Annotated in this window: 12 protein-coding genes; all 12 read right to left on the bottom strand. The window is 29.5% G+C overall.

All coding sequences use genetic code 11. The features are described 5' to 3' along the window. Positions 1-2: 2 nt before the first annotated feature. The 12 genes from cbiB to FVE75_RS07875 all read right to left on the bottom strand — a co-directional run bounded on the left by cbiB (position 3) and on the right by FVE75_RS07875 (position 13065). Positions 3-1007, bottom strand: a complete 1005-nt coding sequence (cbiB, locus tag FVE75_RS07820) for an adenosylcobinamide-phosphate synthase CbiB (protein WP_147005961.1) — start codon at positions 1005-1007, stop codon at positions 3-5. Positions 1008-1035: 28 nt separating this feature from the next. Continuing rightward, positions 1036-1815: a polyphenol oxidase family protein gene (locus FVE75_RS07825; RefSeq protein WP_147005962.1), complete on the bottom strand. Its 780-nt coding sequence runs from the start codon at positions 1813-1815 to the stop codon at positions 1036-1038. A gap of 22 nt (positions 1816-1837) precedes the next feature. After that, on the bottom strand, positions 1838-2545 hold the full coding sequence (locus tag FVE75_RS07830; protein WP_147005963.1) for a hypothetical protein: 708 nt from the start codon (positions 2543-2545) through the stop codon (positions 1838-1840). Between the two features lie 35 nt (positions 2546-2580). Continuing rightward, positions 2581-3513, bottom strand: a complete 933-nt coding sequence (locus tag FVE75_RS07835) for a YeiH family protein (RefSeq protein WP_147005964.1) — start codon at positions 3511-3513, stop codon at positions 2581-2583. 40 nt (positions 3514-3553) lie between these two features. Beyond that, positions 3554-4444, bottom strand: coding sequence for a polyprenyl synthetase family protein (locus tag FVE75_RS07840; protein ID WP_147005965.1), 891 nt, complete (start codon positions 4442-4444; stop codon positions 3554-3556). 407 nt (positions 4445-4851) lie between these two features. Beyond that, positions 4852-5073 (bottom strand): exodeoxyribonuclease VII small subunit, encoded by a 222-nt coding sequence (xseB, locus tag FVE75_RS07845; RefSeq protein WP_018451160.1) that lies wholly within the window; start codon positions 5071-5073, stop codon positions 4852-4854. A 31-nt stretch (positions 5074-5104) separates the two neighbouring features. Beyond that, complete coding sequence (gene rsmD, locus FVE75_RS07850; RefSeq protein ID WP_147005966.1) at positions 5105-5659, bottom strand: 16S rRNA (guanine(966)-N(2))-methyltransferase RsmD; 555 nt, start codon at positions 5657-5659, stop codon at positions 5105-5107. 93 nt (positions 5660-5752) lie between these two features. Continuing rightward, on the bottom strand, positions 5753-6523 hold the full coding sequence (locus FVE75_RS07855; protein WP_147005967.1) for a hypothetical protein: 771 nt from the start codon (positions 6521-6523) through the stop codon (positions 5753-5755). A gap of 24 nt (positions 6524-6547) precedes the next feature. Next, positions 6548-10105: a DNA polymerase III subunit alpha gene (dnaE, locus tag FVE75_RS07860; protein WP_147005968.1), complete on the bottom strand. Its 3558-nt coding sequence runs from the start codon at positions 10103-10105 to the stop codon at positions 6548-6550. A 45-nt stretch (positions 10106-10150) separates the two neighbouring features. Next, positions 10151-10906, bottom strand: coding sequence for a hypothetical protein (locus tag FVE75_RS07865; RefSeq protein WP_147005969.1), 756 nt, complete (start codon positions 10904-10906; stop codon positions 10151-10153). Between the two features lie 143 nt (positions 10907-11049). After that, entirely contained in the window at positions 11050-11841 is a 792-nt protein-coding gene (locus FVE75_RS07870; RefSeq protein WP_147005970.1) for a Cof-type HAD-IIB family hydrolase, read from the bottom strand. Positions 11842-11928: 87 nt separating this feature from the next. Beyond that, positions 11929-13065, bottom strand: a complete 1137-nt coding sequence (locus FVE75_RS07875) for a cysteine desulfurase family protein (RefSeq protein ID WP_147005971.1) — start codon at positions 13063-13065, stop codon at positions 11929-11931. Between the last annotated feature and the right edge of the window lie 80 nt (positions 13066-13145).

The raw sequence follows: 13145 nt of genomic DNA on the forward strand, positions 1-13145 counted from the left end.
TATTACAATAACATATTAACAAAAAAATACAATATAAAATATACAATTGAATTAAATATACTATTGAACATTCCATTTACAATCAAATAAATTACAGAAAAACAAAATATCGCTACAAAACTTGTAACATACATTAATAGTATATTTTTTTTAATATCTTCTAATCTAAATTCCTTTTTCTTATCGCCTATTGTGGGCTTTTCCACTTCCTTTCCAAAGTATGAAACTTTTCCGCCAAACTGTACTCCCAATGCTCCTGCTACTGCACTTTCTGAATGTCCTGAATTTGGACTTGCGTGATTTTTTCTATCTCTTTTAAATATTTTCCATGCATTTTTGTAATTGTATCTCAAAATATAGCTTGCTGCTGTTATAAAAATACCTGAAATTCTAGCTGGAATGAAGTTTACCACATCATCTAATTTTGCCGAAAATGTACCAAATTTTGCATATTTCTCATTTTTGTACCCAACCATTGAATCAAGTGTATTTATTGCCTTATAGGCCATTGCAAGCGGAAGTCCACCCACAAACATATAAAACATCGGTGCAATCACGCCATCCACCATATTTTCCGAAATAGTTTCCATCGTACTTCTAATAATCATAACTTTATCCATCTTTTCCGTATCTCTTGAAACCAAATAAGACAATTTTTCCCTTGCTACTTTCAAATTTCCTAATTTTAAAATTTTATAAACTCTTTTTCCTTCGCGAGCCAGTGATTTTACCGAAAATACTGTATACATCAAATAAATTTCCAAAATTTCCAAAATTTTTACAATTTTTGTCAATTCCACAAATCCATACATTACAAAAAATGTAATTGCAACTACTAAAATACCTAAAACTGCTCCACCAGCAAAGCTTCCTTTTTTCCCATATAATTTTTTTTCTAAAAATGTAATCATTTTACCAATAATCTGGACTGGATGTGTAATTTTTTCCGGATCCCCAAAAATCAAGTCCAAAATAAATGCAATCCATATTTTTATTAAAAAATTCATTATTTATCTCCCATATTTTTTGTATAATTTATTTAAAACTAATCATAGCCGTAGCCCTTCCAGCGTTTTTTCCTTCCCTTCTATAAGAATGAAATTTTTCATCAAATGTACTTTCAGCTGCTACAATCAAATTTTCCTGTTTTATCCCAAGTTTGAGTGCCATAAGCTCATTAAATTTTGTATTGTCAAAATGATATTTTCCTATTTTATCATTAAACCAAAATGATTTTTCCACAATTTCTCTGTTACATTTCCCAAATTTTTCTAAAAATTTATCATAAAATTCGTTTCCAACTTCGTAGTCTTTTTGACCAATCCCAATTCCTAACGCCATTATCACATTCTCAACTTGTGTCCCATAATTTTTTTGCATTTCCAAAAGCCCCGACTTCATCATTTCCTTAAACGTTCCTGGCCACCCTGAATGCCATACTCCTATAACCTGATTTTCCTTATCATATACAAAAATCGGCAAGCAATCCGCATAAAATGTAAAAATAGCAATGTCTTTCCTTTTTGTCAGAAACCCATCAATATCTTCTTCTTTTTCATAATAATATTTCGTTGTATCTTCACCAATGGTTTTTACATTGTTAGAATGTGTCTGAAAAGCCATTACTTCCTGTTTATCAGATAAATTCAGTTCTTTTAACAACTTTTCACGATTATTTTTCTGTATTCCTTCTTTCTGATTTTCAATTGGACAGTAATCAGACATATTTCCAGCGATTTTTTTTGTATAGACCGCTGTAATACCATATTTTTCAAACTCTTCAATATAAAAATAATTTTTCTTTTCTATAAACATAGTTATCATCCTTACCTATTTTTTACATACTGTTTTCTAAATTTGACAACACCGCTTCCACCATCTTTATTTGTTCATCTAGATTTTTTACATGCCAAGTATTATTTACTTTATGCATACCAACAGTTATAGTCATTTCCATATAATTTTCTTCTTTTTTTAATTCATCTTCTATAACTCTACTTATAGCATCCATAATTTTAGAAAAAGCTTCTTTTTTCTCCATTTTTTTCATTTGAGCCATCATATCGTCTGCATCTTTATATTGTAGTTTTTTTAAAATAAGTTTAAAAACTTCATATTCATTTTCAAATTTTGAATCACTCTCTTTACTACCAAAAACTTTTACTTTTTGAGTAACCTGTGCTTCTGTGTCATTAAAAAATCTAATTTCTTCTATTTTATTTTTTTGATGCTCAATACTTTTTTCTAACATACTAACCATCATTTGTTTCATTGCCTGAGCACCGAATATTTCATCTCCACTAAATGATTGCTTTGATATCGCATTTTCTATAAAGTTTTTAATAATGGCTTTTACTTTATTTTTGTATTTTTTATTGTCCGCTTCAAAACCTTTTTTTACTTCTAAAGACTCTTTTTTCATTTTTTGTTCAGAAATTTTATAGTTTTCACTTCTTGTAACATTGTAGTCCAATTTAGACTCAAACCCAAACATTTGTAAAGATAATGTCACTAATAATGTCATCACTAATTTTTTTATTTTCATAGTACCTCATTTCCTTGTAATTATTTTTGATCTTTTTACAAAAACATCATTATCATATACCCTGAAATTATCGAAAAAATCCAAAGCGTAATACCATACAAAAGATTTTTCCCAGTCATTTTTTTTATAGCCTGAATATTTAATGAAGTTCCAATCATATAAAGTGCAAGGGACAGGATAATTTTCCCTACTTGAGTAAGCAAACTGTAAATTGCTGGCAAATTTATTATTGTTGCAACAATTGAAGCTAAAATGAAAAATAATATAAAAATCGGAAATTTAATCTTTTTATTTTCAGATTTATTTAAAAAGCTAAGAACAATAACTATCGGAATAATCCAAAGTGTTCTTGTAAGTTTCATAATTGTGGCTATTTTCAAGGCTTCTGTGCTGTGAAAAGCTGCAGCTGATACTACCGAACTTGTATCGTGTATGCTTAATGCAGTCCATATTCCAGTTTGTTCAGCATTTAACTTAAAATAATTTATAAAAAATGCAAAAAGAAATAATGCAACTGTGTTTAAAATAAATACTATCCCCGTAGACAAGGCAATATCCTCATCAAAAGCCTCAATTACTGGAGAAGTTGCTGCAATGGCACTTCCACCACAAATTGCAGTTCCAAACACAATTAATTGTGATAATTTTTTTTCCATTTTAAAAATTTTTGCCAAAATTAAACCAATACTTATCACTAAAATTAAACTTATTGCAGTCTGAAAAATTCCTTTGCTACCAACAGCAACAACCTTGCTTATGCTAAGTCCAAATCCAAAAAATACAACAGCTGAATTTAATGTAAATTTTCGTATTTTTCCTAAATTTTTCGGAACCAGAATTAAACTAAAACTTGCTAGAATAATTCCCATAAGAAGAGATATTCCCGAAGCAAACGCATGAACACTTTTAATTAATGGAAGTATTAACGCAATTAAGCACCCCACATAAAATATAATTTTTTTATTCATTTTCACCCCTAATTTCTAAAAAATCGCCAAAAGTCTTTTATTATTTTTTTCTATTCCCAAAATAATCAGTTAATTCCAAAAATAATTGATTGCCCTCAAACTCATCTTCAATAATCTTTTTTGCTTTTTCCAAGTATTCCTGAAGTAATTTTTTGCTTTTTTCAAGTCCAAAAATACTAGGATAAGTCGTCTTTTCATTTTGGACATCATTGGATTTTTTACCAATTTCCTCAAAATTGCCTTCAATATCCAAAATATCATCCTTAATCTGAAAGGCAATTCCTAATAATTTTGAATATTCTACCATTTTTTCACGCTTTTTACCTTCAATATCCAAAGCAATCATCGACAATTCTATTGCAGCAGTCAGCAATTTCCCAGTCTTATGAGCGTGAATATACTTTAATGTGTCAATTTCCACTTTCTTATTTTCAGACTCCATATCCACAAACTGACCTCCGACCATTCCAAAAAATCCTGCATATTCAGACAATTTCGAAATAATTTCAACCTTATTTTTATCTCCTAAACTTTTAGAATTTGTAATTATTCCAAAGGTTTCTGTCAAAAGAACATCTCCCACAAGAACCCCTATTGCTTCATTGTATTTTTTATGAACTGTAAGCTTACCACGTCTATAATCATCATTGTCCATCGCTGGCAAATCATCGTGAACAAGTGAATAACAATGTATAAACTCAAGTGCAACCGCAATTTCCTTAATTTTATCATAACTTTTACAATTATTTTTTTCAAACAAATCACAAATCATATACATCAAAATAGGACGTATTCGCTTTCCTCCGTTCATAACCGCATATTCCATTGCTTCCGCCAATTTTTCAGGATATTTATTTCTGTAATTTGCAAGCAATTCTATCATACTGTCTTCCACAATCTTCTTTTTTTCTTCCAAATATTCCCGTAACATTTTATCCCCCGTCACTCAAATTTTTATTTTACTTAAAAACTGATACTAAACTCCTTTTGAAAATAGGAATAAATTTTTATACTAACTATTTCACAATAATTCAACTAATTACTATGTTTTTTTATTTCGTAGGATTGCTCATTGTCGCAAATCCTTACCTTGCAGTAAAAGGTTATCCTGATAATTAAAATTGTGTCAAGATTGCTACGCAATAACCTATGGCTAGTCTACGACATTTTTCCGACGGTTTAGCTTATATTAGACTATATTTAAAAAATTAAAATTATATTTTAATTATTTGAAAGTATTAAATCTATATCCTTTAATTATAAAAGTTTGTAATAAATTCGCTATTTAAATTGAGTTTAGTATAAACTCAAACATTTTAAAAAATCTATCTTTAATCTTTATTCAAACTCTTCCATTTCCACTTTTCCATTTTTTTCAAGCACCTTCATAACTTTCCCTTCCCCAGCTTCAAGCAATTTTTCAGAGTCTTTGATAAGCTTAATTGCCTTCTCATATTCAGAAATTGAATCATCTAGTGACAATTCCTCACTTTCCAATTTTTCCAAAATTTCATCAATTTGTGCAATATTTTCTTCATAACTTTGTTTTTTTACTGCCATTTTTATTTTTCTCCTTTATTTTTTATTTTTTTCAATCCTCAAACCTATAAAAACTAACTACCTTCTTATTATAATCCCTTTCATCGTATTTCACAAAATTACCTATTTTATCAGCTATTTTCTCATACGTGCTGTGTTCTGAAATTATAATTCCATCTCGTTCCAAAAGATTTTCTTCTGATATTTTTTCAATCGTTGTTGTTGAAATATTTTCCTTGTAAGGCGGATCCAAAAATATTATATCAAATGTTTCATTTTTTCTTGAAAGAATTTCTATGGCTCGAAAAACATCATTTTTATAGGCACGACATTTTTCTTCCACTCCAAGATGATTCACATTTTCAATAATTACTCTTAGCGCCTCTTTATCTTCCTCAATCATAATCGCTCTTTTTGAACCACGGCTAAGTGCTTCAAATGAGACATTTCCTGTTCCTGAATACAAGTCCAGAAATTTTGCATCTACGACTTTTTCTCCAATTATACTGAAAATTGCCTCTTTTATTCTTTCAAGCGTAGGTCTGGTTTCTCTTCCTTCCCTTGATTTTATTCTTCTATTTTTCAATGTTCCTGCTACAATTCTCATTTTTTCCTCTTTTCAATTTTTATGATTCTCTCTATATTTGAATTAATCTGTGTATATTTTACTACATTTCAGGCAAAATTACCAACATTTGCCCTACTTAAATTTTATTGAAATTTTTCCATCCAGATTTACTCCACTCTCTAGCAGTTCATAATGCTCTTTTGTACTATTTTTACTAATATTCTTAAATTCATAATCTTTAAAATTTATACTATCAATTTTTAAATCTGATTTGTTATAAACATTTACATACAATATTTCCGCCTTATTTTTGTTAAAAAAATTGTCAACTAACTCAAAACTGTACACAAAATCCTTATTTCTTGAAAATTTTGTATTTACTAAATCATAATAAACAGCGATTTTCCCTTCTTCCATCGATGGAATAACCTTTGAAATGGCAAACCATTCACGCTGGATACTATCTGTAACTTGACTTTCATAAATATTTTCATCAAATTTTATAACTGCTCTCAAATTTTGTGCCTTTTTATAATCTGTCAAAAACTTTATATTTTTTACAAATTTTCCTCGGTTATTCGTATTTTTATTACTAAAATCCTCTTTTAAGCTCTTCTCAATATTCGTATCCAGCCAGAACATAAACGTCGATTTCACATTATAATTCCCGACATTCTCAAATGTATAAACACTTTCAACCTTTATTGTCTTATTTTTCTCAATCGTAATATTCAAATCTTCTCTCTTTATAACTAACGGCTCCTGCCTTACAATTTTCAAATTTCCAATTGCCAAAAACTCTGATTTTTCAGAAAATGTTACAATGTTTATTGTAAAAAATATTATCATTATAAATGTTACTTTAAAAGATTTTTTTAATTTCTTATTATTCAAAAAAAACATATCTCAACTCCTTTAATTTTTTTATCATTTCAACTTTATTCTCTCAATACCCACCAATTTCGCAACTTTCCTAATAAACTTGAGTGACAAGTTCACATTATATTTTTCAGACAGTTTTACAACTTCCTTTTTCTCATTCGTTTTAAACGCTAAAAATACTTGATTATCGCCTTTATTTTTTAAAACAATCTGCTTCAATTCCTGATTTTTTTCTTTCACTTCTTCGTCAATTAAAATGTATAATTTTAGATTTTTATTTTCTTCCAGATTTTCAATATTGCAAATGTTGTTTAAAATAAGTGTATTTTTATTTTGCTCGGAATTTACAATTCCTTCCAGCACCATAATCTGCCCTTCCGTTATTTTATAGCCAAAAGTTACATATTCTCTTGGAAAACAGACAACTTCAATACTTTTTTGAAAATCTTCCATTTCAAATTTTACCATTGGCTCTTTTCCAGCCCGTGTTGCAAATTTTTTCACATTTTTTACTATTCCAATAATTCGTACTTTTTTTAGCTCTTTTTGAGAAATTTCTGATATTTTATTATGGAAAATTATATTTATCAGATTTTTTTTCTCATTTAAAGGATGGCTTGAAACATAGATTCCCAAATATTCCTTTTCATTTTGAAGCAATACTTTTTGAGGAAATTCATCATTTTTTTCCATCTGGAAGTCAACTGACATTTCTTTTTTACCGCCGAATAAAATCATTTGCAAATCTTCTTCAGATTCGTATTTTTTCTGGCTGTATTCTAGAACTTTGTCAATAGACTTGTATTTTTCAAATCTGTTTCCATCAAGTCCATCCAATGCTCCGGATAAAATTAATGATTCCAGCTGTTTTTTTGTAATTCCATTTTGCTTCATCCGATATCCAAAATCTTTGTAGGAAACAAACTTTCCGTTTTTTCGTTCTTTTTTTATTTCACTAATTAATGCTGCTCCCACGCCTTTTATCGCAAAAAGTCCAAATCTTATTCCAACCTTTCCAAAATTTTCTTTATCCTCCTGATTTTCTTCAATTTCAAAATCATAATCAGACAAATTCACATCTGGCAAAAATATATTAATTCCTTTTTCCTTAGCTTCATTCACAAAAACAACAAATCTATCCAGATTATGCACTTCGGTTGTCATTATCGCAGCAAAAAATTCTAACGGATAATTTGCTTTAAAATATGCTGTCCAGTAAACAATCAAGGCGTAAGCCGCCGAATGTGACTTGTTAAATCCATATCCACCAAATTTTTCCACTAAATCATAAATTTCGTTTGCTTTTTTCGATAAAACTCCGTTTTTTTGAGCATTCGTTACAAATTTTTCACGATTTTTCTTCATTAGTTCAGGATTTTTCTTTCCAATCGCACGCCGTAGCTCATCAGCTTCCCCAAGTGAATAATTTGCCATTTCACTCACGATTTTCATAACCTGCTCCTGATACAAAATTATTCCGTAAGTTTCCTCAAGTATGTATTTCAGGGAATCATCAATATATTTTATTTCTGTCCTGTTATTTTTCACATTTATAAAATCATCCACCATTCCACTTCGCAAAGGTCCTGGACGATACAGTGCAAGCAATGCGATTATGTCCTCAAATTTTTCAATTTTCATTTTTTTCATAAGGCTTCTGATTCCAGCCGACTCACATTGGAAAACTCCCATTGTATCAGCCTTTGTAAGTAGTTCATAAGTTTTTTCATCATTTAGCGAAATATCATTTAAATCTATTTTTATTTTTCTTCTTTTCTCAATATTTTCCACAGTTTTCCGCAAAATTGTGAGATTTTTCAATCCAAGGAAATCCATTTTTAAAATTCCCAGCTCTTCCAGTTCCTTCATCTGATACTGTGTCGAAACAATCTTCGTTTTTCCATCAGAATAAGTCGGAATCTCATCGCTTAGCACATCTTTGGAAATAACGACTCCAGCTGCATGAACAGAGGCATGACGAACTTTCCCCTCCAATTTTAGTGAATAATCAATCACTCTTTTTATTTCTCTGTCGGTTTCGTACATTTTTCTAATTTCAGGAATATTGTTCAAGGCATCTTTCAGTTCAGTATTAAATGGTATCATTTTAGCGATTTTATCGACTTTTACAAGCGAAACATTTAACACACGCCCCACATCACGAATCGCAAGCCTTGCCTTTAGCGTTCCAAACGTAATAATATGTGCCACGTATTCCGCTCCGTATTTATTTACCACATAATTTATGACAATTTCCCGCTGTTCCTGATCAAAATCTATGTCAATATCAGGCATCGAAATACGTTCAGGGTTCAAAAAACGCTCAAAAATCAGATTATACTCAAGCGGATCAATTTCCGTAATATTCAAGGCATACGAAACAATACTCCCAGCCGCAGAACCCCTTCCAGGTCCAACATAAACTCCATTTTCACGTGAAAATTTTATAAAATCCCATACAATGATAAAATATCCGTTGTATCCCATTTTATCAATAATTTCCAGCTCATACTCTGCACGCTCCAAAACATTTTCCAAATTATTCTTTAATAATTCTTCCCGAATTTTAACTTCTTTCAATTTCTGTCCAGCAATTTCATCTTTTGCAATCTCTTTTTCAATTATCTCAAAATTTTTATCCAGCTGCAATTTTTCAGAATCTGAAACAGATTTTTTTAAATATTTGTGAAAAAGTCCCTTAAATACTAGATTTCGTAAAAACTCCTTTTCACTTATATTTTGCGGCAATGAATATTTCGGAAATTTAAAATGATGAAACTCAAAATCAACATTGCAGTTTTCCACAATTTTTTCCACATTATTAATTCCAGTTTCATAAAACTCGCTATATTCCTTATTTTCAAAACTTTTTTCTATTTCATTTTCAGATTTTAGATGTAGATCATCATACAAAATTTCACTACTGTCTGATTTTTCGGCATCAATTTTACTTCCCGCTTTTATCGACTCTACAATCTTCTGCAAAACCGTATCTTCTCTATTCGGATAATAAACATCATTCGTAATAACAAAATTATCAAATTTATTTTTACGCACAATGTCAAAAAGCATTTTCCTAGCCTTTTCCAGCCTTTCCACAGCAGGAACTTCAATAAAAAAATTATCCCCAAAATCCTTACCAAGTTTCTCAATAACCCTTCTAACCTGAGTATTTTCCAAATCCAGAATACCCTTTATAACCTCACTATTTATGCCACCTGACAAAATATACAAGTCATCTGAATATTTTTTCAATTCATCATACTTAATTTTATTCCTATTCCGTGTAAACCTGCTATATGAAATTGATGACAATTTTGATAAATTTTTATACCCATTCTGATTTTTAGCAAGTAAAGTAAGCGAAAACTCCCCCACTTTCTCCAGCCCGTCAAGAAAAACCTCAAGTCCAATAATCGGCTTTATTCCAGCATTTTTGCACTTTTTAAAAAACTCAATTGCCCCAAACATCGAAGTATCGGTAATTGCAAGTGCTTTTATTCCAATTTCCTTAGCCTTTTCAACATATTCATCTATTTTTCCTACTCCTTCAAGCAGTGAATACTCCGTATGCAATTTCAAATGTACAAATTTATTTCCCATAATTTCTACCTAATTTCTATTTTTTTATTCTCAATAATCTTCTATTTATTCTTTTTTATTTCTTAATATTTCCTCATAATCATTATCATCTTCAAAATCAAGTAGGTTCCCTAAATACAATCTTTCCATAAATTCGTCAAAATTTTCTGCTATTTTTTCAAGTGTTGGTCTATGATTACTTTCAACACCATCCAATCTATATATTTTCCCTGTTTTCTTTCCTAACAAAATATAATTATATCCATACTCTGCATCATAAGTATTATCATTTGCATTAATAGGAATGAATTTTAAAATTTTAAGATTTTTATTTAAAAAATAAATATCCCTTATTTCACATAAAAGTTTTAATTCTTTTGAAATAGGACTGTTTAATTCCTCCCAAGTTACTGTTTCTCCATATTCATCTATGATTTTGTTTCCTATTTTTTCAATCTCTTCTTGTATATTTTCAAAATTTTCATCCCATTTTTCTTTTAATTCTAATTCATTTATTTCTTGTTTTATTTCATTTATTATTTCCTCACTTGATTTTGCTAACCAATCTTGATAATCTAAAAGATAATTATATATTCTCTTTATTTTTTCATTTCTAAAATCTAAACTCATCATACAAAAATCTTTAATTTCTTTATTTTTACTTTTAAACAATGTATTTATTTGAAAAGATATAACCTCGTATTTTTCAATTAAGTCTCTATATTTTGTTGGATATTTTTCAAAAAATTCTTCCGTAAAATATTTACTTTTTTCTTTTCGTCTTTCACACCATTCTAAATTTAATATATTTTGCAACTCCATATTCATACTTTCCCAAATTTTATTTCATTTCTTCTACTAATTTTTCTTAAATCTTCCTCATCTATTATTTTTTTTAATGTTACTTTTTTGTCATTTTTATAATCCTTTTTTATTAAAATAATTTATCAGAAAACTCCAATATCTCAAAGTCTCTTTATCACTTCATAAATCCCATCTTCATCATTTGACAAAGTAATTTTGTCATCTGAAAATTTCTCTTTCAGATCTTCTGTTGCATTCCCCATAAGATACCCATATTTCACAAACTTCAACATTTCCAAATCATTCCACTGATCTCCAAACGCCATTGTTTCTTCTGGAGAAATATTATATTTTTTCAACAGTTCCTTTATTGCCAGCCCTTTATTTACTTCCTTATTCAAGCATTCTAAATAATGTGGTTTTGAAAATACAAAATTAATATGTGGCAATTTTTCCTCCAATTCCTTTTTTAACTCCAGCAAAATCGAATTTTCTGCAATAAATAACGCTTTTGTAGAAGTTTTTCCAATAAATTCGTCAAAATTTTTCACATAATATGGAATTTCCACGCTTTCTGAATATTTTTTACCTTCATCTGTTTCATTTTCAATATATAACTTGTCATCCATATATAAATTTAAGTGAATTCCTTTTTCTCTCGAAACTTTGATAAGTTCCTTAACATCCTGTGCCTCAACAGGTTTCTCAAAGATAACTTCATTATTTAACGGATTTGTAACTCTTCCTCCATTATAATTAATTACTGGATTTTTTATACCCAGCATTTCTACAAAAGGTTTTGAAGAAATAAAGGTTCTCCCAGTTGCAATAAATATTTTTACTCCTTTTTCTTCCAATTCTCTCAATTTTTTTATCAAATTTTCCGAAACTTTATGCTCACTTGTCAGCACTGTTCCATCCAAATCCATAAATATGGCTTTTATATTATTCATTTTAATTTCCTTTCTACTAACAATTTGTTAAATTTTGCTTTCTTATTTTTTTAAAACTATCTGATAATCTTTTTTATAATTCTATATTTAAATAACTTCAATTAAATTTTTTAAAAAATAATCTATTTCTTCAATAGTAGTATCTTTACCAATACTAATTCTAAATGAACCTTTCAATTCCTCATCAGTAAGTCCCATAGCCTTCAAAACGTGCGAATTTTCAAGTGAGCCTGACATACATGCAGAACCGCCACTTATGCAGATTCCTCTTAAATCCAGTGCTACCAGCAACATTTGAATATCCACTCCTTCTATATAGACATTCGTTGTTGTTTTTATTCTATTGCCTTTTTCTCCATTTATTTTTATTTTTTTTCCAAGTTTTACAATTTCAGTTTTCAGTTTATTTTCTAGATAATTTTGCAGTTTATCTTCTTTTTCCGACATTTCTTCCAAATTTTCATAAAATTCCTCAAGTGCCACACCAAGTCCCAAAATTCCGTGAACATTTTCCGTTCCAGCCCGTCTGTTCCTTTCCTGCGAGCCACCCCAGATTTCCTTTTCAAGTGAATATTTTTTATCAATAAATACAAATCCTGCTCCCTTAGGCCCATAAAATTTATGAGCGGTTACTGTCAAAGCATTTATTTTCAAATCTTTTGGCAAAATTTTCAATTTTCCTATTGCCTGAACTGCATCTGTATGAAAAAATATATTTCTCTCTGCCAAAATTTCCCCAATTTCCTTAATTGGCTGAATAACTCCAGTTTCATTATTCACAAACATTATCGAAACAAGTGCCGTATCTTCCCTCAATTCCTGTTTTAACTCCTCAATATTCACAACTCCATTTTCATCAACGCCAATGTACGAAACTTCATATCCTTCATTTTCCAGCTGCTCAAAGGTTTTTAAAATCGTAGAATGCTCAATCTTAGATGTTATAATATGTTTTCCTTTATTCTTATTCGCTTTCAAAAATCCCCTTATCGCAAGATTATTCCCTTCGGCTCCGCCAGATGTAAACACAATTTCAGTTGTTTCAACCTTTAAATTCTGCGCTACAATATGTCTTGCCCTTTCCACAGCTGCTTTTGCACGTTGTCCCAATGAATGCACAGAAGACGGATTTCCATAATTTTCGCTAAACGATTTTGTCATCTCTTCTATCACTTTGTCAGACATTTTTGTAGTTGCAGCATTATCTAAATACACTATTTTCATTTTTAACTTTCTTCTCCTTTTTTCATTTCATTATTTTATAATTTATAAAATTCTGTTATTTTAATCCTAAAATACATTTT

The organism is Leptotrichia hongkongensis, assembly GCF_007990635.1.
Taxonomy (GTDB): Bacteria; Fusobacteriota; Fusobacteriia; order Fusobacteriales; family Leptotrichiaceae; genus Leptotrichia; species Leptotrichia hongkongensis.